Genomic DNA, 21,356 nt, shown 5'->3' on the forward strand with positions numbered 1-21,356 from the left:
AATAATGAACGCCTTTCGACTAAATTATCGATAGGCGTTCATTATTTATAAGTATATTAGTTGTTTAATTCTTTCAGTTTTCCATTACATTTTCCACAAACCATTTTATTTGTATCGACTTTTCTTATTCTTGGAAATCTAGACGCACATTTTTGACATTGATATATATAATTAACTCGATCTTCATATTTTTCAATTGCAGAACAAAATCTAGGTGCACCTGTTTGTTGGCACAGACGTTTAAAATCTTTGTCTTTATGTTTGTATCCTTTCTTCTGTAAGTGCAAATGATAATGACATAATTCGTGCTTAATAATATCAATGATAGCTGATTCACCAAACTTAGCAAATTGCTTTTCATTCACTTCTATATTGTGTGAACTTAATAAATAGCGACCACCAGTCGTTCTTAAACGCTTATTGAAATATGCTTTATGTTTAAATGGCATTTTAAAATACTTTAACGAGATTGTCTCTGTTAATTTTTGTAATGCACTGTTATCCATTTGGATCAATCATTGTTAATGATACTTTACCTTTTTTATCATCAATATCTAATATCCATACATCTACAATATCACCAACACTTACAATATCCATTGGGTTTTTAACAAACTTCTTAGCAAGCTTTGATATGTGTACGAGTCCATCTTGTTTTACCCCAATATCTACAAATGCACCAAAATCAACCACGTTCCTTACAGTCCCACTAAGTTTCATGTTTTTAGTTAAGTCTTCAATAGATAGTACATCAGATTTTAAAATAGGAGTTTCGAATTCATCTCTTGGATCTCTATTAGGTGCAATCAATGAGTTAATAATATCTTCAAGTGTCGGTTGACCAATATTTAACTTTTCTGCCATTGCTACAATATCAATTTTGTTCAAGGCAAGTTTAAGTTTTTCCGTTCCTAAATCATGTGTAGTCATTTCAATTTCAGTTAATAATTGATTTGCTACATTATAACTTTCTGGATGAATCGAAGTATTGTCTAAGGGTTCTTTACCACCTACGATTCTCATAAATCCAATACTTTGTTCAAATGTTTTCGCACCTAATCTTTTAACTTTAGCAATTTCTTTATTATGCGTTATAGCACCATTCTCTTCTCTATAATCTATAATATTTTGTGCAATTGTGGGTGTTAAACCTGATACATATTGTAGTAATGAACGTGAAGCAGTATTCACATCAACCCCCACTTGGTTAACCGCAGTTTCAACAACAAATGACAATGCACCTTCTAATGACTTTTGGTTAACATCATGTTGATATTGACCAACGCCGATAGATTTTGGATCTATTTTCACTAATTCACTCAATGGATCTTGTACTCTTCTACCTATCGAAACAGCACTACGCTCCTCAACTTGAAAATCTGGGAATTCATTTCTTGCCACTTCCGATGCAGAGTATACAGATGCCCCCGCTTCATTAACAATGATAAATTGAACGTTTAATTGGTGTTCTTGTATCATTGAAGCAACAAATTGTTCAGTTTCACGGCTCGCTGTACCATTACCGATAGCTATTAATTCGACATCATATGTTTTAACGAAGTCCACAAATATTTTTTCAGCATCTTCTTTTTTATTTACTGGAGGATGAGGATACATGACTCCTTTAGCTACAAATGTACCAAATGGATTAATGACTGCAAGTTTACAACCTGTTCTAAAAGCGGGATCAACACCAAGTATTTGCTTTCCTTTCATAGGTGGTTGTAATAACAAGTTTCTCAAATTTTCACTAAATACATCGATTGCATGATTTTCAGCTTTTTCAGTTAAATCACTTCTTATTTCTCTTTCGATCGATGGCATGATTAATCTTTTCAAACTATCTTTAATAGCATCTATAATGACATAGGTACCATTATGTTCAGATGATATTTCTTTGCTTCTAATAAAATTTTCTATCCCTTGTATATCCATTTCTATTTTAACTGATAAAACCTTTTCTTTTTCACCACGATTAACTGCAAGCACTCGATGATTGGCGATTTTTTTAATCGGTTCGGTATAATCATAATACATAGAAAAAATTTCTTTCTCATCTTCTGCATGCTTTTTCTTTTGCGTTATAATATTGCCCTGTTGAAATGTATCTTTAAGTATTTTACTTCTATATATAGGTTTATCTGAAACAATTTCTGCAATGATATCTTGAGCGCCTTTGATTGCATCTTCTACACTTGTGACTTCATCGTTAATAAATTGTTGTGCTTTCGTTTCAACAGATGTGTCTATATTTGTTTGTTGTAACCATTGCGCAAATGGCTCTAATCCTTTTCGTTTTGCCTCAGTTGCTCTTGTTTTCTTTTTCTGTTTGAACGGTCTGTATAAATCTTCTACTCTTTGTAATTTTGTTTGTTTTAAAATATCACTTTTCAAATCCGAAGTTAATAAGCCTTGTTCTTCGATATTATTAATAACTTCTTCTTTTCTCTTCTGTAGATTTACCATATATTGATATTCATCATCAATTTGTTTAATTTCTACTTCATCCAAACCACCTGTTTGCTCTTTTCTATAACGAGCTATAAAGGGTACTGTATTTTTATCTTCTAATAAAGATAAAACAGCATTAATTTGCTTGGTTGTGAAGCTATATTTATCTCTGATTGATTGAATTAAATTACTATCCATGAAATCCTCCGCTTATCATTATGTAATATTATTTTGTTAATAAATACATTTTAACATATCTGTATTACATGACTCTCTCAGAATCATCAATACAATTAAAAAAGCAGATTCCATAAAATTCGAAATCTGCCTTGTCTATATATTCAATTTATTTATTTGCTGCTTCCTGTAATTTCTTAATCGCTGTTCTCTGCAATCTTGATACATGCATTTGACTTAAGCCAATTCGTTCTCCTGTTTCTTTTTGGCTTAAACCTTCAATAAAAGTACAATGAATAATTTGTCTTTCTCGTTCTGAAAGTATTGGAAGTATTTTTTCCAATATCATCCTTTTTTCTGTTAAATCATAATTATCATCTTGTTGACCCATGATATCTAGTAAAGTTACAGTCGAACCGTCTTTATCTGCTTCAATAGAATGATCTACGCTCAACGCATTGTAGCTTTGACCCATTTCCATTGCTTCAAGCACATCTTCTTCATTCACTTCTAATCGATCTGCAATTTCAGTAATAGAAGGTGAACGTTCGAGTTCATTTGTTAATTCATCTGTAACTTTCTTAATTCGTGGTCCAATTTCTTTGATTCTTCTAGGTACATGAACACTCCATGTTTTATCACGCAAATAGCGTTTAATCTCACCAATCACAGTTGGTACTAAAAAGGCTTCAAACTTTCTATCAAAGGACAAGTCAAATCGATTGATTGCACCGATTAAACCAACCATACCGACCTGAACGAGGTCTTCGTGATGAGATTGACCTTTAGAATATTTATATGCCAAGGATTCGATTAACTTTCTATAATGTCTTACAAGTTGATCTTGTGCATCTGTATTTTCATTGTTTTGATGCTGCATAATCCATTGGTTTATTTGTTCAGGTGATACATCATTAACTGATTTCGACTCTCTCGCCATTATTTCGCACCTGCTCTTTTTTAATATACTTTATCATACTGATTGTCACACCTGATTGTTTATCAACTGTAACCTCATCCATTAAAGATTCAATTAAAAACAGACCCAAACCGCCTTCTCTAAGGAAGTCTATGTTTTCATTTTCTTTATATGGTCCTAATTTTGCTTTTGTTTCTTCATAATCGAAACTATCACCTTGATCAGAAATAATAATTTTAATTTTATCATCGAAGATTTCGAAGCAAAGATTAATCATCCCCACTTGATTGTAATCATCTTTATAAGCGTATTTCACTGCATTAGTCACTGCTTCGCTGACAGCAATTTTAGCATCTTCTATATCATCATATGACGCACCTGCTCTTGAAAATACACCTGATAATGTCAAACGAATTAAACTTACATATTCTGCGGATGCTGGTAAACGCATTTCTATATAATCTTGTTTAAATTGCATGTTATTCGACCTCCGTTCCTTCATTAACATGCATCAAATCTTTTAATCCAGTTATATCAAAAAGACGACTTATTCGATCTGAAACACCTAATATATATAATTCTTTATCGTTTTGGTTTAATGCTTTTAATGTACCTACAAATAAACCTAATCCTGTTGAATCCATGTAACTCACATTTTCTAAATTCACATAGATATCGTGTGTTCCCTCTTGTCTCATTGGAACTAAGACTTCTTCTAATTCAGGAACTGTATATACATCCAGTTCACCGCCAACTTTCACCTCATAATGTGAATCATGAGTTACAGTCTCAATATTAAGCTTCATAACATTACACTCCTAATTATAGTCTCATTAATAACTTTTATACCCTTAAATTTAAATTTTAAATCTAAACACTAAAAACTAATTTACTCTTTTAATGATTAATATCGTTAAATCATCTCTTTTATCTGGGTTTTGTATTTTTAATATGGCTTCATATAATAATTGCACAATATCTTGAGGGTGCATATGTTTATATTTATGAATCATATCTAATAAATGTTGTTTGTCTAAAAAGTCGCCCGCTTCATTTCTGACTTCAGTTACGCCATCTGTAAAAATAATAACTAAATCATCTAAATAAATAGGTATTTCTTGTTGCTTATAACGTGTTTGTTGACTCACACCAAGTACTCTTCCTCGAACTCCCATTTCCTCAAATGTTTCTGTTTCAGCTCGATAAATATAACCTGGTTCATGGCCTGCAGAACTACAATATAATAAATGATTTAATTCTTCATATAAGCCATAAAACATTGTTACGAACATATTTTGATTCACATTTTTTTCAACAACTCGGTTCAGTCGTTTTAAACCATCACTTGGTAATTGTGAATGACCATATGAATCCATTCCAAATTTAATCATACTCATAGCTAATGCAGCTGGGATACCTTTGCCAATGACATCCGCAACAGCGAAACTCATCGTGCCATCTTTATGATCAATTAAGTTAAAATAATCACCGCTTACTTTTTGCGCTGCAACTGAAATGACACCGATTTGTATACTATCAAATTGAGGTATATCTGTTTTTAACATGGTTTGCTGCAGACGTGAAGCTAAATCTATTTCTTTATCGTGATACTGTAATCTGTCCACTAATTGTTTATAGTCTCTATAACTATAACCAAACCCTTTAACAATTTCTTTTAACACATTAAAGGTTTTCAAAATTTGTGCTTCACTTAAATTTTGACCTTTTATATAATCTTTATGTATTTGAACGATATCTTCGGGCAAAATATCTTTTTTTATAACTTCTTCAGTAAAACCTTCACACTTCTTTATTAAATCGCTTGTATCAATCGTGTGTAAGCTTTCATCAATTAGCGCTTTATATTGATTTTTGAATTCTTTCACGCAGTAATTCCTCCTCAAAATGCAAATATAAATCGCATACATTGAATGCAACATATTCAAATGTTCTGTATGTATGTCAATCGCTCCATTGAATAAAACAACTTTAATTGTTAAATATTCATGCATCTTTTATTAAATGTACTTTAGATACTTAAAAAAGCTTTAGGAAACCCTAAAGCTTTTAAATTAGACATCTTATTCAAAGGTCACAACCATTTATTAAAAGCAATCTTGGTTAAAATTGATTAATTCATTAATAAATGATTATTGCATGTTATAGAGAATCAATGTCTATAATTCACTATTTTATTAACTTATTAGGTAAACCTTTGAAAATCAGGATTTGTGACTCCTAATAGTATGTAATCCTAAACTAATATCAATGGCATTATTAACTTCTTTCATTTTTTTATCAGAAAGATAAGTTAATTTTTCTTTCAGCTTATTTTTATCTAAAGTTCTAATCTGCTCTAGCAATATAACAGAATCTTTATCTAATTTATATTTACTTTTTTCTATTTCTACATGTGTTGGTATTTTAGCTTTATTTATCCTACCAGTAATTGCGGCTACAATTACGGTAGGACTATATTTATTACCAGTATCGTTTTGTATAATTACGACAGGTCTTATTCCCCCTTGTTCAGACCCCTGGACTGGTGATAAATCAGCTAAATAAACGTCACCACGTCTCATCATTCATTATTATTCTTGGAGCTAATATATACTTCGTTGCAATCACAAGCTTCACATTCAAACGGAAATGCTTCTGCTGCGAGGGAGAGGTTCAAATCAGCCATTTGAGAATAGCCTTCTTTTAAAAGTTGTTCTATACTATGAATTCTACTTTGGTTGAAACTTGCCATGAATAAAGACCTCCATGTAACTAAAATATAAATCTTCGAGATTGGTTGTTAGATACATGATAACAAATTTTACAAACAGTGACTATACTATTTTAGTAATTCATTACGAATTTCTAGGTCTTTATAACTATGGTAAACACGTGGTAGTCTTCTACTCAAGCGACATAACACTTCATAATTTATGGTTTGTTGCTGATGCGCCAGCGCTTCGGCTGATTGTGGGGTATCGCTGTGATGATCCATTATGATTACTTTATCCCCAACTTGAATCTCATCAGGAATTTTAATAATTGTTTGATCCATGCACACTTTTCCTATGACTTCACATTGTTTGCCATTCACATTCACTGAGAAACCTTTCATCATTCTAGGATAACCATCCGCATAACCTACTGGAATGACACCAATTTTAGTTATTTCGTCAGCCGTATATACACTACCATAACTGACTGATTCACCTGCATGAAGTAATTTCGTCTGTACAATTTCACTTATCCACTGTGCACTTGGTTTTAAATGCACTTTCACATTTGATTTAACATAAGCGGATGGATAATAGCCATATAGGGAAATACCTACTCTAACTGCGTTACAAAATTGTGTGTCTTTCATCAAAGCACCAGCAGAATTTTGTGAATGTATATAATCTGGTTTATCGGCTTGTCCAACGATTTCTTCAAACATTGTTTGTTGGCGGTTCATTGAGTCGCCAGGTTCATCTGCACATGCGAAATGCGTAAATACACCTTCAAATATTAAATGGCTATGGCCATTAATAAGCTCTATGACTTCTTTGTATTCTTCTGCTGTCTTCATACCTAATCTACCCATACCCGTGTCTAATTTTACGTGTATCCATAAATCTTTTTCATTTGATTCTGGAATTTCTTTCACGACTTCTACTAGCCATGATTTTGATGGTACAGTGATTGCAACACGATGTTGAATCGCTTTATTAATATGCTCCGTTGGAATAACGCCTAAAACTAAAATCTTAGCATCAATGCCATGCATACGTAATTCAATCGCTTCATCCAAAGTTGCTACAGCAAAAAACTCAGCACCATTATCCATGAGCTGTCTTGCTACCTTAATACTTCCAAGGCCATAACCATTTGCTTTCACTACTGGCATAACCGTCTTATTTGGATGTAATTTTTGAAAGACTTGAAAATTTGCAACGATTGCATTTAAATCTACATTGACGTAAGTCGATCTATAATACTTATCAGACATAAAGCACGTACCTCCTATATCAGTTCATAACCTGTGTAATAAATATATTATCTTAATTTTATAACAATACAGATAATATATCCAAATTTAATAAACTGAAATCACCTAAATTAATTTAAACCTCTAAAATAACCTGACTCATTGCATAGTGTTCTGTATGCGAAATACTCACATGTACTTTGTACCCCTCATAATGTATGCAAGGCTTACCATCTTCATCATTAACACAATCAATATCCGTGAAAGATACTGTTTTTCCTAAACCACTACCTAAAGCTTTACTAAACGCTTCTTTCGTTGCAAATCGACCAGCTAAAAATTCCATTTTTCGTTGTTCATTATTAAATTGATTAAACTTATGTTGTTCATTTATTGTTAAAATGCGATCAACCAGTTTCGATTGACGTTTATAAAGATTCTTTATTCTACTTATTTCAATTAAATCGACACCTATACCGTGTATCATTTCCGTCTCCTACCTCCCATATAACGTCTTTATACTAACGCTATCTTGTTATATGGCTTTCGTTTAATGATTTGTGTTTTCTATAGCACTATCTTGATTCACTTGTTTTATAGTTTGTTTTAACTTAGCGGCTACCTCTTTATTGACCAGTTTAATTTCAGTATTTCCTCCAGCTGTAGACAATGTTAAACTTGCTAACTGATATTTTCTCATTAAAATACCTTCGTGTGTGTCAACATTTTGTATTCTGAATAAAGGCATCTTCACAACTTTTACAAACCACAAACCATTTCTAACCGTTATCGTGTGATCTTCTAGATTATATTTAAATATTTTATAACGATATTTGGGTACAATAACCAATTCGACAATAATATACATCAATATGATTACTGCACCGATAATTAAAATCCATTTCATTGTTTCTTGTGCAAACCACTCGAGCCACAAATGATTTACTAAATAAAACGCTACTAATAAAACACATAATATCACAGTAACAATTGACGCTGCTATGCGCATGACTGTTTTACCAGATGCGTGCATATACTGATAATTACTCATTCTGTTCACCTCTCAAATACCATGATTGCAAGGATTTAACTCGTTGATATGCATTGAATTTCAACCCAATATGTTCATTACCAGCAGCTTTTGCAATAATAAAATTAAAATTACCTAAGTCACTATTAATTAAAAATGGGGTACGTCGTACTTCTAGTCCTAATATTTTATCTTGTTTGAAATAAGTATTTTTAAATCCAAATAAAGTGACATTACGTACTACAAGTTCATCTTCAACTAATTTCATACCAGAAAATTTAGTCACAAGGTAACTACGCACAATAAAAATTAATATAATAACTCCTGCAATTAAAAAGGCCCATGCCGCCCAAAAATAATTAATTACCGCAGCTACCATGATAAGTAACAAAGCTTGTTTCCAAAAATGGCGATGAAAACCTCTCCACGGCATACCTACTGTTGCTTTTTCAAACGTCATATTCGGCATTAAAGTTTTAATAATTTCAAATGCTTTTTTACGCTTAATGAAAGGAAGTATCATCACATTGCCATCTAAGGATACGTCATCTTTATCCATATCATTCATATCACTTGTTATTACAAAATGAATGGATGTATACCCAAACAATTTTCTAAGAAATGATTGCTTTTCAACGACAGCCTGTACCCTATCTGTGGGAACGGTAATATTTTTAACATTAAATAGTCCATACTTAATATTTAATTGATTACCATGCTTCGTCACCGTGTAATTAAAGTTGCGTACAATAACAATTAATGTCCCGATGATATAACTCGCAATGGCAATGGTCGCAACCATCATTAAGACAATGACAAAAATTGCTTGTGAAATTTGTGAGAACTCATCAGTTATCCAATCCCATGGAATAACTTCTGACAATCCCCCAATTATCGGAGAAAGTGCAGCGAAGGCAACACCAATGGCTCCACTCGTTAATGCCATAAATAACAATTCTTTAAAATTCAATTTATATAAAAACTTAACTTCATCTTTAGCATTTGTTTCATTTGTCGTTACATTGATATCATCGTTCGTCAATTCCGAATCATCGATCTCTTGTGTAGATACAGGATCTACTGCTTGTGCTTTGCTAGTAGATAGTTCATGTTGCTTTTCCTTTAAAGTTTGTTGTATCCATTCGCTCTGTTTTTCAGAAACAGTATCCAAATCAATTCCATCACTTGGGGTTTTAATCTGTAATTTAACACCGCCAACGATTTGATTTATGATGCCTTGCGTTGTATCAAGTGTTTGGATACGTCGTATATTGAGCTCTTTTCTTTCTTTGGTAAAAATACCTGTAGCAAGTACAAAGTGGTCATTTTCAATCCAATATCTTGTGTTATATACTTTTAAAACCTGAGTTATGAATGAAAAAAGAAATAATATGGTTACAATACCTGGGAAAATATAAGCATAAATATTAGTGAAATCAAAATCACGAATATTAAACACTAGAAAAATAATGATTAAAACGATATTTTGTTTGATTGCTTCGATCACACCCGTTATATATGAAATTGGATGTAATTTTTGAGGACTATACATCATAATCAGCTCCTCTCAAATAATCAAGACTTATCGCTTCAAATGTTTCTGCATCTTTAATGCTAAGTAATGGGAATGTTACATGATGACCAGCAGTCACTAATGATGCTTTAGCTAAACCTAACCTTTTCAGTATTGGATTATATTTACGTTCTATATATTGCATACGTTCTAATTTTACGAATTTTTGTGATTTGAAGAAAAAATCATATTTAACTTCTATATCATTTTCACCAATTCGATAATATGTATAATGGTACTTAATCCAAGGTCCAAATGCAGCATAAACTATATCTATTAAGATAAGAAAAATGAATATATAAATTAAAAAGTGCCACCAATTAAAATGGCTCCATAAGAATATTAATACCATCATAACGATCAAATGCACTATAAATTCTAGTCCTTCTGTTAAATAATAATATTTTATAGCTTCTTTTGGACTTTTTTTAAAGAGCTGGTCATTTATCATAAATACACTCCTTCATTAAGATTTCCCCCATTATAACACAGGGTATAGTGCGCATTCATCCTCACTTCAAAATATGTATCAACACAATTAAAATATTAAAGTATTTTATTCTTTCATTCCCATCTAAACTCCATTTAACATAAAAAAATCACCCCAAATAAATGGAGTGATTAAACCTAAATTTCATATATGATAAATCGTTTTATTTTTTATGGTCTGCAAACGTGCGACCTTTCATTGATTTCTTGTTATTGTTTCTGTCAGAAGAAGGTCTATCATTTTTCTTCTTATTGTTGAATCCGCCTTTACCTGAACGACGGTTCTTGTTATCAAACTTGCCGCCACCACGTTTATGGTTACCGCCACGTTTTGGTCCACCTTTACCTTGACGACCTTTACCGCGAGATAATGGTTTTTCAAATGTTAATTGAACATCAACTTCGTCGTTTGATTCGACTAGCTCTTGTAATAATGACGCGATTAAATCCACATCATTATATTCACCAAGTAACTCTGTAGCAATACGTTGTAATCTTGGTTCATTGTCTCTTGACATCCAGTTTTGTACTTTACCTTTAATATCGTTTTCACGTGCTTTTAACACTTCTTTACGATGAGGCGGTCTTAAAGCTGTCATTTGGCGTTTGTTTGCTTGTTCAATTTGACGAATATAATCCATCTCAATTGGATTTACAAATGTGATTGCAACACCCTTTTTACCAGCACGACCAGTACGACCAATTCTGTGCGTATAACTTTCAGTATCTTGAGGGATATCAAAGTTGTATACGTGACTTACACCTGAAATATCAAGTCCTCTTGCCGCAACATCTGTTGCAACTAAAATATCTAATTGATCATTTTTGAATTTTTTCAATACTTCTAAACGTTTAGCTTGAGTGATATCACCATGTAATCCTTCAGCTTTGTATCCTTTTGAGATTAACGCGCTTGTTAATTCATCAACACGACGTTTTGTACGTCCGAATACGATAGCTAATTCTGGTTGGTGTACATCTAAGAAACTTGTAAAAGTATCAAATTTCTCTAATTCTTTTACGATAGTATAATATTCTTCAATTTGTGGATCTGACATTTCATTATTCATCGTTTTAACGATAACTGGTGATTTCATGAATTGTTGAACCAATGTTTGAATTGCTTTAGGCATAGTAGCTGAGAACAACATTGTTTGACGTTGTTCAGCTGGAATTTTGTCCATGATGAATTTCATATCATCAATGAATCCCATATTCATCATTTCATCCGCTTCATCTAAGATAAGCGTATGAATATCATTCGTTTTTAATGTACGACGGTTTAAATGGTCAATTACACGACCTGGTGTACCTACTACGATTTGTGGACCTTTTTTAAGTGCTTTAATTTGACGGTCGATTGGCATACCACCAAATACAGTAACAACTTGAATATTTTGTCCTTTAGCGAATGCTTTTAATGATTCAGCAACTTGCATTGCTAACTCTCTTGTTGGTGCAAGGATTAATGATTGTACACCTTCTTGGTCTGCCACTTTTTCAATTAATGGAATACCAAACGCACCTGTTTTACCTGTACCTGTTTGCGCTTGACCAAGAACATCTTTGCCTTCTAAGGCAAGAGGGATACTCTCTTTTTGAATAGGAGTGGCCTCATTGAACCCCATGGATTGTAGGGTTTCTGCCATCTTATCTGAGATCCCTAATTCTTTAAAATTTTGCAATATAATTCTCCTTTATTTATCTGTATTTCTATACATATATGTTCACTTAAGTTTCTTCAACTTCTTTATAGTACCACCTCAAGTGCATAATCGCAATAAACCAAATTAGAATAAATTGAGTGAATCTCTCGTAATCATCACGTTTTCTCAGCTTATAAACGCCGAAATACATAGGTTGTAAGCGTTTAATTTTATTTTTTCATATTACTTTTTACTTTCTGAAAAAAATTTGTTAATTTATTTATTCTGTTAATGATTAGATTATTCCACTTAATTATTATGACTTAAGCATTTTTATAAAATGATATTATGAAGTATGATTCATAAACCAAACTATTTTCCATACAAATCTTTTAGCCTATGCAAATTTTAAAGAAAATAATAATTAAGCATGACACTTTAATAAAATGAAATTTTTGATTCACCTTATCTTAGTAAAATAATAACTGATTAATATAAAAGCACTTAGTTTCATAAAATATCATTTTATATTTAAAACTGTCTACCGCATTATTCAGTTGATTTGGTCATTATCTCATATAATAAAGAACCCAAGACGATTGTACGTCCCGGGTTCTTTGAGCTCAATAATATATTGATTCCATATTTATGGTAGTTAATCGTTTTAAATTAACGCTTCTACCACTTCTTCTAATTTCATTCCTCTTGATCCTTTGACTAATACTTTGTCATTCGCTTGAACATAACCTTTTAATGAACGAATAAGGTCTGCTTTTTCTTTAAAAGCTTCAGACTTTTTAACGAAAGCTTTACCAGTATGACTAATGTGAGCCGCCTCATTACCAAACGTAAATAATGCGTCAATACCTTTGTCTTCAAAATATAGTCCTACAGCTTCATGCATGATTTGACTATCAGGACCTAATTCTAATACATCGCCAAGGACAATAATTTTTCTACCTTCCATGCCAGAAAGTGTGTCTATGGCCGCTTTCATACTCGTTGGACTTGCATTATAAGCATCATTAATGACAAGTATTTCATCTTTTGTATGATGTTGTTCCATTCTCATGCCAGTAAGCACGACATTTTTCAAATTATTGAAAATAGTTTGGTATGTTAAATTTAATCTCTTACCTACTGCAATAGCAATCGTAGCATTTTTCATATTATGTTCACCTAAGATAGGAAGTTCATAATGTTCATCATGATTAATTGTGAATGCAATACCATGATCCTTGATTGTTTCAATAGTACTTACCAGCGTATTATCAGAATTTTTACCAAAACTTACTAAATCAGCATTTTGTATTTCGTTAGCATAAGGTTCTAGTAATGGTTCGTCACCGTCATAGATAAATAAGCCTCCTGGTTTTAAACCAAGTGTAATTTCTGATTTAGCTTTAGCAATACCTTCTCTTGACCCTAAATCTTGCATATGAGACTCACCAATATTAGTGATTATGGCAATATCGGGTTGAGCTAATTTAGATAATAATTCAATTTCGTGGAAACCTGACATGCCCATTTCAAGAATGGAAATTTCAGTATCAATATCTAATTGTAAAATAGTTAATGGCATACCTATTTCATTATTATAGTTTCCTTGCGTCTTTTTGACTTTGAATTGTGGTTTCAAGACGCTTTCAATCATATCTTTCGTTGTTGTTTTACCATTAGAACCAGTAACTGCAATGACTTGTGGATTAACAAATTCTAAATATGCTTTTGCTAAATGTTGTAAAGCTTCTAATGTGTCATCGACCCAAATAATAGGTCCATCAATATTTTCGTCTAACGGTTCACCTTTTTGATAAAATGCAGCACCTGCACCATCTTTAAGTGCTTGTGCTACATATTTATGGCCATCTACATGTTCGCCTTTAAATGGAATAAATAAATTTTGATTGTGAATGTCACGTGAATCAATAGAAACACCTTTAATACCATGATCCATAAATTCATTTTCTATTTCACATGGAATCCATGTTTTAATTTGTTCTAACGTTACCTCTATCATAATTTATTCGCCTCAGTCAATTTTGTATTTATTTTGTTTTTTATCTTCATGTTTTTCTTTAGCTAACTCAATTAATTTCTTAATTAAATCAGAGTAACTCACACCCATATTTTCCCATAAGCTTGGGTACATGCTAAATGCAGTGAATCCAGGCATCGCATTAGTTTCATTTATAAAAATTTGATTATCGTCTGTTACAAAGAAGTCAGCTCGTAGTAACCCTGCACAGTCTGTTGCTTTAAAAGCTTCAACAGCCATATTTCTTAACGTCATTTGAACCTCTTCGTCTAAGTCAGCTGGAATATCTAATTTTATTTTTCCGTCTTTATATTTTGCCTTATAGTCATAGAAAGCTACTTCTTTGATAACTTCTCCAGGCCATGTCGTTTCTGGATAGTCATTTCCCAATACAGCAACTTCAATTTCACGCGCCTCAATACCCTGTTCGATAACTAACTTGCGGTCAAATTGGAAAGCTTCTTCTATACCGTTTTTAAGCTCTTCTTCATTATTACATTTACTAATACCTACACTAGATCCTAGGTTAGCTGGTTTTACAAATACTGGATATTCTAATTTATCATGTACTAATTTTAAGATGTTACCTTCATATTTGTGATACTCACTTCTTAAAAAGCTAACATAAGGTAATTGTGGTAAACCTCTATGCGCAAAGAGTTGCTTCATTACTAATTTATCCATTGAACTTGAGGCAGCTAAAACGCCATTACCTACATACGGTATATCTAAAACTTCAAATAAACCTTGGATTGTGCCATCTTCACCATTAGGCCCATGTAATAATGGAAATACTGCACTATATGCATTTCCTGTACTTCCTTGACTTAATAATTTTGAAATTTCACCCGCTTCAACATCTATTAAGCGTAATGAGTCGATATCGTTGATCGTATCTACGATGTTTTCTTTCTTTTTCCAAGCACCATCATTAGTTATGTAAATAATGTCTATTTGATACCGTTCCTTATCAATTGCGTTCAAGACATTTTGTGCTGTTAATATTGAAACATCGTGTTCTGCACTTTTTCCTCCGTATACGATACATACATTTTCTTTAGCCATTTTTTAGCCTCCATATACAATTCTTAAACTACATCATATCACGATTTAATATTTTTTTGCATTTGTTAAGTGGTATAAAAAGCATTTATTTTTTGTTCTCTTTTATCATTCGTAAAGACATATCATAAAACTTCATATTTATAATTTTTTAAATCGACACCCTACTTCTAGCAAAATATGTTAAAGTTCGGTAAAATCTATATATAATACTAAAGATAGAGAAATCTAGCTGTTTAAAGGAGTAAGAAATGAGTACTTCACGTCAATTAAAAAACAATCATTGGATACGGCGGATTGACTGGGTTTTAATAGGCATCCTCGTATTATTAGCATTCGTAAGCGTCACGATTATCAATTCAGCTATGGGTGGCGGTCAATATAGCGCTAACTTTAGCATCAGACAAATTTTATATTATGTTTTGGGCGGTGCCATTGCATTACTCATTATGCTGGTTTCACCTAAAAAGCTCATGAAATATACATATTTATTATATTTTATCTTATGTATTGGACTGTTCATATTAATTATTATCCCTGAAACACCAATCACACCAATTATTAATGGTGCTAAAAGCTGGTATAAACTAGGGCCTATCAGTGTACAGCCTTCAGAATTTATGAAGATTGTGTTGATACTAGCACTCGCAAAATTGATTTCTAGACATAATCAATTCACGTTCAATAAATCATTAGAAACCGATTTTAAATTATTACTAAAAATTGTAGGTATTTCGATTGTACCTATGGGATTAATTTTATTACAAAATGACCTTGGTACTACACTAGTTATTTGCGCTATTATTGCTGGTGTCATGATTGTTAGTGGTATTTCATGGAAAATATTAGCACCGCTTTTTATTGCGGGTATCGTAATAGGTTCAACTTTAATATTGTCTATTATTTATAAACCTTCACTTATAGAAAACACATTGGGAATTAAAACATATCAACTAGGTAGAATTAATTCTTGGTTAGATCCTTATACGTACAGTAGTGGTGATGGTTACCATTTAACAGAATCCCTTAAAGCAATCGGTTCTGGTCAGCTATTTGGTAAAGGATTTAATCACGGTGAAGTATACATCCCAGAAAATCATACCGATTTTATTTTTTCAGTTATTGGTGAAGAATTTGGTTTTATTGGCTCAGTAATTCTAATATTAATTTTCTTAGCCTTTATATTCCATCTCGTACGCTTAGCAACTAAAATTGAATTACCTTTTAGTAAATTATTCATAATTGGATATGCTTCACTCATTTTATTCCACGTATTACAAAATATTGGAATGACTGTCCAATTACTACCTATCACTGGTATTCCACTACCATTTATTAGTTATGGCGGTAGTTCATTATGGAGTCTCATGTGTGGTATTGGTGTACTTTTATCTATTTACTATCATCAGCCCAAACAATACTCTGGTGATAAACAACAATTACGTACAACAGAATAATGTATGATGACCTGTCATACTAAAAAAGCTGGGACATCGATGTCCCAGCTTTTTATATGTATACTATATAATTAAACAAATTAATCTATATCCTATGCGTTTTAAACATTTATAAAAGTTTATACTACACTTACACTAATATCTTACCCTTAAAAATTATTTCAATTTTTAAATGTGTATCATTATCTAATGTACCTTATACATTGGCTTTGACCTTTTTTCTAAACTATTATAAGGCAAAATAAAAAGTGACCAGAACAATGGGCTCTAATCACTTGATTGGGTAATTTGACTATTTCAATTCGTTAGCGGCTTTCACAGTCGTTGGTAAAGTGTGCATAACTTCTAATCTTGATTTGGTTTTCTTTATGTTTACCCCTAATGATGATAATAGTTTAACTACATTTTGAATTTTTTCGTTATCCTTACTCATATCATCACTCCTAATCTATTGCTTCTACTACATATTACCCTATTTAAATGTAAAATACCACATTATATTCAATTTTTTATTTTAATTCAAAAAAAACAGAGTTTTTAATGTGAAATTTCACTAATTATAAACTATCCTTTGTAATGTTATATATGAAGAATTAATTCATTACATTTTATATAGTCCTACAATATATATACCCTTTAGATAGATTAATAAATTATTTTATACCCTAAATCGTACACTTCTTTTTCTAAATTATTCAAATTTGCAGGCGTTTCAAAATCTACAAAGATTGCGCCTTCTTCTATATCTATACTAACTTTAAACACACCATAAAGTTTCATTAGTCTTTCTTCAATTTGTAATTTTTGCTTCTCATTATAAAGTTCAGCAATATAAATAACTTTTGATTGCATATGTTTCACCTTACTTAATCCTTCATCAATTTTTGAAAAGTTACAAGTAGTTCTTCCATCGCTTCTTGTTCATGACCCTGTTCAACTTTATCCATAATACAACTTTTCATATGATGATCTAATAATTTAGTAGCGACACTATTTAATGCGGATCGCGTAGCTCTTATTTGTGTAAGCACATCGTCACAGTACACATCTTCCTCTACCATACGATTTATGGCTTTAACTTGACCTTCGATTCTATTAAGTCTTGATTTTAAATTTGCTTTTATTTCTTCTGAATGATGCGCTTTTTGTATTTCAGTCATTTCTCAAACGCCTCCTATTCTATACCCATCATATAATATACCCCTGTTAGGTATTAGTCAAGTGATAAAACATGTTCTCCATGTTACAATAGTGGAGACTTTTACATTATTTAATTACTGTGCTATTTGTTGGAGGTTTAATATGATAGATATCTTTTCAATTATGTTTAATCACACGAACGTCATCATTAATATTATATTAATTGGCGCGTTTATATTAAACCTAATCTTTGCTTTTACAATTATTTTTATGGAACGTAGATCTGCTGGTTCAATTTGGGCATGGCTACTAGTACTTGTGCTGATACCAATTTTAGGATTTATCATTTACTTATTCATTGGCAGACAAATTCAGCGAGACCATATATTTTCCTTAAATGATGAAGATAAAATTGGCATTGAAATGATTGTTAATGAGCAATTAGAAGCTTTAAAAAATGATGATTTTTCAAAAGGCAATCATCAAATTGTGAAATTTAAAGATATGGTACAAATGTTGTTATACAATAATGCTGCGTTCTTAACAACAGATAATGAAATTAGTATCTATACAGATGGCAAAGAAAAATTTGATGCACTGCTAAATGATATTAATAATGCAACAGACTATATTCATATCCAATATTATATATTTAGAAATGATAATCTCGGGAAAAAGATACTATCTGCACTTGAGCAGAAACTCGAAGAAGGCATTGAAGTGAAAATGCTATACGACGATATGGGGTCTAGGGGTTTATCTCTAAAACATTTTAAGAACTTTAGAAAAAAAGGTGGCCATGTTGAAGCATTTTTTCCTTCTAAATTGCCTTTAATTAATCTGAGAATGAATAATCGGAACCACCGTAAAATCGTGGTTATCGATGGTCATATTGGTTACGTAGGTGGATTCAATGTGGGTGATGAGTATTTAGGTCTTAAGAAAAAATTTGGTTACTGGAGAGACACACATCTAAGAATTGTTGGAGATGCTGTGAATGCCTTACAATTACGTTTTATGCTTGATTGGAATTCACAATCAACACGTGATCGCTTATCTTATGCTGAACGTTATTTCCCTGATGTTGATTCAGGTGGTACAACCGGTGTACAAATCGCTTCAAGTGGTCCCGATGAAACCTGGGAACAAATTAAATACGGTTATTTAAAAATGATTGCTTCAGCAAAAAAATCTATTTATATTCAATCGCCCTATTTCATACCTGATCAAGCATTTCTAGATGCTGTCAAAATAGCTGCACTGGGTGGTGTTGACGTAAATATTATGATTCCAAACAAGCCTGATCACCCTTTTGTTTATTGGGCGACTTATAATAATGTAGCTTCCCTTTTAGATGCAGGTGTCAATATCTTCCATTATAACAATGGCTTCCTACATTCTAAGACACTCGTTATAGATGATGAAGTAGCAAGTGTAGGTACAACTAATATGGATCATCGTAGTTTCACATTAAATTTTGAAATTAATGCATTTATCTATGATACATACATCTCAAAAGCATTAAGATCCGCTTTTGAAAGTGATTTACATGTATCTTATCAATTAACAAAAGAAATTTATGAACAAAGAAGTTTATGGATTAAATTTAAAGAAGGTATTTCACGACTATTGTCACCGATTTTATAAAAAATCAGGTCTAACGTAACAATTTCCCTACTGTTGCTTAGACCTTTTATTTTATGAATTTATTTAATATGACTAAACTGAGAGGTGTAGCTAATTTGAAAGAAACTGAAATACTAAACCGTGCATATAATTACATGTGTACATATCATAAAGATGACGCGACTGGCCATGATATTGCACATATTAATCGTGTATTGCGTTTAGCAACTTATATAGCTGAACAAGAACAATCGCAACACATGTTAACAATTCAACTAGCAAGTTTATTACATGACACTATAGATAGTAAATTAACCAATCATGAAAAAGCGTTAACTAAGTTAAAAAGCTTTTTGAAAGACTTACAATTACCTAAAGAACAGCAACAACATATATTACATATAATTGAACATATAAGTTATAGACATGGTCAAAATAATGAAGTTTCATTAACACTTGAAGGACAAATTGTACGTGATGCAGATAGACTAGACGCAATAGGAGCGATTGGTATTGCACGCACTTTCCAATTTGCGGGTCATTTTAATGAACCCATGTGGGTTGAGCATTCAACAAAGCATATAACAGAGACGGATGACGCACATTATGATCAATGGTCGCCATCAGCGATCAAACATTTTTATGAAAAGCTTTTGAAATTAAAGTCATTAATGCATACAGAAACAGCAAAACAATTAGCAGCGCAAAGACATCAATATATGGAAAATTTTATCAATCAATTTTTCGAAGAATGGTATTTTTAGATAAAACATTGTAATCATACAAAAAAGCACAACCTACTGAGTAGATTGTGCTTTTTTAGTTCTTAAAAATAGCTTAACTTATTATTTCTTTTTATTTTTCTTAGAAACAACTTGCGTATTTTTACCTTTACCTGATGCTTCAGCTTTATTTTTCTCCATAGCTTCAATCATCGGTGCAACTTCTCTTTGTGCAAGTTTAGAGTAGTACATATTCGCTACTTGCGTTTGTACAATCAAGAATGCCGCACTGACTGACCAATATAGACCTAATGCTGAAACAGATGAGAATGAAATCCACACAATCATAATTGGTGAAATGACCATCATCATGTAACCCATTTGACGTTGTTCTGCTGGCATACTCTTACTTGATACGTATGCTTGTAAGAAGTATAAGATACCTGCAATAATTGTAATCCAAATGTCTGGTTTCGCTAGGTTAAACCATAAGAAATAAGGATGTTCTGTAAATCCACCGCTTGATGGATATTTCAATACGAAGAATAGTCCCATAATGATTGGCATTTGAATAAGGATTGGTAAACACCCTAACATGCTCTTCATCGGATTCATATCGTATTTTTTATAAACTTCCATCATTTCTGAGTTTGCTGCCATTTTTTCTTCTTGTGTACGCGAACGCTTAACCTTCTCTTGAATTGCATCAATATCCGGTTTTGCAACTTTCATTTTTTCACGCATCATATGACTATTTTTATAGTTTGATAACATGAATGGTAACAATACGATACGTATTACTAACACAAGTACTACGATTGCTAAACCATAGTCATTATTAAAACTAGTTCCCAACCAATGTATTAAATTATCCATTGGCACATAAAACGTATTATAGAAGAAACCGTCTCTATTTTCAGGTTTAGAATAGTCACAGCCTGCTAAAAAGACCATTACACCTAATAATAAAGGTAGTAGTGCTTTCTTTTTCATTTTTCCACCTCTAATGATATATTCACATAGAATTTATTTTATCATACTCAAAGGGAAGTAGAAAAC

At 31.9% G+C, this 21,356-nt stretch carries 23 protein-coding genes; 3 read left to right on the forward strand and 20 right to left on the reverse strand.

The window, feature by feature from the left end; genetic code table 11:
* Positions 1-56 precede the first annotated feature (56 nt).
* From ACM595_RS05395 to ACM595_RS05470, 16 genes are all read right to left on the reverse strand, one after another.
* On the reverse strand, positions 57-506 hold the full coding sequence (locus tag ACM595_RS05395; protein ID WP_041080770.1) for a SprT family protein: 450 nt from the start codon (positions 504-506) through the stop codon (positions 57-59).
* Positions 499-2,649 carry a Tex family protein gene (locus ACM595_RS05400; RefSeq protein ID WP_041080772.1) on the reverse strand — a complete coding sequence of 717 codons (2,151 nt, stop codon included), beginning with the start codon at positions 2,647-2,649 and terminating at the stop codon, positions 499-501. The genes ACM595_RS05395 and ACM595_RS05400 overlap by 8 nt, the downstream gene beginning before the upstream one ends.
* 148 nt (positions 2,650-2,797) lie before the next feature.
* Complete coding sequence (sigB, locus tag ACM595_RS05405) at positions 2,798-3,568, reverse strand: RNA polymerase sigma factor SigB (RefSeq protein WP_041080773.1); 771 nt, start codon at positions 3,566-3,568, stop codon at positions 2,798-2,800.
* Entirely contained in the window at positions 3,543-4,025 is a 483-nt protein-coding gene (rsbW, locus tag ACM595_RS05410; RefSeq protein ID WP_115338431.1) for an anti-sigma B factor RsbW, read from the reverse strand. Before rsbW ends, sigB begins: the two co-directional genes overlap by 26 nt.
* A gap of 1 nt (position 4,026) precedes the next feature.
* Complete coding sequence (locus tag ACM595_RS05415) at positions 4,027-4,353, reverse strand: anti-sigma factor antagonist (RefSeq protein ID WP_011302705.1); 327 nt, start codon at positions 4,351-4,353, stop codon at positions 4,027-4,029.
* A gap of 78 nt (positions 4,354-4,431) precedes the next feature.
* Positions 4,432-5,475, reverse strand: a complete 1,044-nt coding sequence (locus ACM595_RS05420) for a SpoIIE family protein phosphatase (protein ID WP_206170445.1) — start codon at positions 5,473-5,475, stop codon at positions 4,432-4,434.
* Between the two features lie 294 nt (positions 5,476-5,769).
* On the reverse strand, positions 5,770-6,132 hold the full coding sequence (locus tag ACM595_RS05425; protein ID WP_419744470.1) for a type II toxin-antitoxin system PemK/MazF family toxin: 363 nt from the start codon (positions 6,130-6,132) through the stop codon (positions 5,770-5,772).
* Positions 6,129-6,299: a type II toxin-antitoxin system antitoxin MazE gene (gene mazE / locus ACM595_RS05430; RefSeq protein WP_037538046.1), complete on the reverse strand. Its 171-nt coding sequence runs from the start codon at positions 6,297-6,299 to the stop codon at positions 6,129-6,131. Before mazE ends, ACM595_RS05425 begins: the two co-directional genes overlap by 4 nt.
* A gap of 87 nt (positions 6,300-6,386) precedes the next feature.
* A complete protein-coding gene (gene alr, locus ACM595_RS05435; RefSeq protein ID WP_002482751.1) occupies positions 6,387-7,535 on the reverse strand; it encodes an alanine racemase in 1,149 nt (382 codons plus the stop codon).
* 115 nt (positions 7,536-7,650) lie between these two features.
* A complete protein-coding gene (acpS, locus tag ACM595_RS05440) occupies positions 7,651-8,001 on the reverse strand; it encodes a holo-ACP synthase (protein WP_002482750.1) in 351 nt (116 codons plus the stop codon).
* A gap of 63 nt (positions 8,002-8,064) precedes the next feature.
* Positions 8,065-8,565 carry a PH domain-containing protein gene (locus ACM595_RS05445; RefSeq protein ID WP_002482749.1) on the reverse strand — a complete coding sequence of 167 codons (501 nt, stop codon included), beginning with the start codon at positions 8,563-8,565 and terminating at the stop codon, positions 8,065-8,067.
* A complete protein-coding gene (locus ACM595_RS05450; RefSeq protein ID WP_115338429.1) occupies positions 8,558-10,096 on the reverse strand; it encodes a PH domain-containing protein in 1,539 nt (512 codons plus the stop codon). The genes ACM595_RS05445 and ACM595_RS05450 overlap by 8 nt, the downstream gene beginning before the upstream one ends.
* A complete protein-coding gene (locus ACM595_RS05455; RefSeq protein ID WP_002482747.1) occupies positions 10,089-10,568 on the reverse strand; it encodes a PH domain-containing protein in 480 nt (159 codons plus the stop codon). Before ACM595_RS05455 ends, ACM595_RS05450 begins: the two co-directional genes overlap by 8 nt.
* A 202-nt stretch (positions 10,569-10,770) precedes the next feature.
* On the reverse strand, positions 10,771-12,291 hold the full coding sequence (cshA, locus tag ACM595_RS05460; protein WP_011302697.1) for a degradosome RNA helicase CshA: 1,521 nt from the start codon (positions 12,289-12,291) through the stop codon (positions 10,771-10,773).
* A gap of 625 nt (positions 12,292-12,916) precedes the next feature.
* Positions 12,917-14,272 (reverse strand): UDP-N-acetylmuramoyl-tripeptide--D-alanyl-D-alanine ligase, encoded by a 1,356-nt coding sequence (locus ACM595_RS05465; protein ID WP_002482745.1) that lies wholly within the window; start codon positions 14,270-14,272, stop codon positions 12,917-12,919.
* Positions 14,273-14,284: 12 nt separating this feature from the next.
* Positions 14,285-15,355 carry a D-alanine--D-alanine ligase gene (locus ACM595_RS05470; RefSeq protein WP_002482744.1) on the reverse strand — a complete coding sequence of 357 codons (1,071 nt, stop codon included), beginning with the start codon at positions 15,353-15,355 and terminating at the stop codon, positions 14,285-14,287.
* A 248-nt stretch (positions 15,356-15,603) separates the two neighbouring features.
* On the opposite strand from ACM595_RS05470, the gene ACM595_RS05475 reads away from it, so the two are divergent.
* A complete protein-coding gene (locus tag ACM595_RS05475; protein WP_011302694.1) occupies positions 15,604-16,809 on the forward strand; it encodes an FtsW/RodA/SpoVE family cell cycle protein in 1,206 nt (401 codons plus the stop codon).
* A 292-nt stretch (positions 16,810-17,101) separates the two neighbouring features.
* On the opposite strand, the gene ACM595_RS05480 is transcribed toward ACM595_RS05475, so the two are convergent.
* The 3 genes from ACM595_RS05480 to csoR all read right to left on the reverse strand — a co-directional run bounded on the left by ACM595_RS05480 (position 17,102) and on the right by csoR (position 17,969).
* The gene (locus tag ACM595_RS05480) at positions 17,102-17,242 is read right to left on the reverse strand and encodes an Lmo0850 family protein (protein ID WP_002482742.1); all 141 of its coding nucleotides are present in this window, start codon (positions 17,240-17,242) and stop codon (positions 17,102-17,104) included.
* A gap of 212 nt (positions 17,243-17,454) precedes the next feature.
* The gene (gene csoZ, locus ACM595_RS05485; protein WP_002482741.1) at positions 17,455-17,661 is read right to left on the reverse strand and encodes a putative copper chaperone CsoZ; all 207 of its coding nucleotides are present in this window, start codon (positions 17,659-17,661) and stop codon (positions 17,455-17,457) included.
* A 14-nt stretch (positions 17,662-17,675) separates the two neighbouring features.
* Positions 17,676-17,969 carry a copper-sensing transcriptional repressor CsoR gene (csoR, locus tag ACM595_RS05490; protein ID WP_002482740.1) on the reverse strand — a complete coding sequence of 98 codons (294 nt, stop codon included), beginning with the start codon at positions 17,967-17,969 and terminating at the stop codon, positions 17,676-17,678.
* Positions 17,970-18,111: 142 nt separating this feature from the next.
* On the opposite strand from csoR, the gene cls reads away from it, so the two are divergent.
* Both cls and ACM595_RS05500 read left to right on the forward strand, forming a co-directional pair.
* Positions 18,112-19,596, forward strand: a complete 1,485-nt coding sequence (cls, locus tag ACM595_RS05495) for a cardiolipin synthase (protein WP_011302692.1) — start codon at positions 18,112-18,114, stop codon at positions 19,594-19,596.
* Positions 19,597-19,691: 95 nt separating this feature from the next.
* Positions 19,692-20,339 carry an HD domain-containing protein gene (locus ACM595_RS05500; RefSeq protein ID WP_037538041.1) on the forward strand — a complete coding sequence of 216 codons (648 nt, stop codon included), beginning with the start codon at positions 19,692-19,694 and terminating at the stop codon, positions 20,337-20,339.
* A gap of 81 nt (positions 20,340-20,420) precedes the next feature.
* On the opposite strand, the gene yidC is transcribed toward ACM595_RS05500, so the two are convergent.
* Positions 20,421-21,290, reverse strand: a complete 870-nt coding sequence (gene yidC / locus ACM595_RS05505; protein WP_002482737.1) for a membrane protein insertase YidC — start codon at positions 21,288-21,290, stop codon at positions 20,421-20,423.
* Positions 21,291-21,356: the final 66 nt, after the last annotated feature.

The sequence above is a fragment of the Staphylococcus sp. LKG3-1 genome (assembly GCF_048568385.1).
Lineage (GTDB): Bacteria > Bacillota > Bacilli > Staphylococcales > Staphylococcaceae > Staphylococcus > Staphylococcus saprophyticus.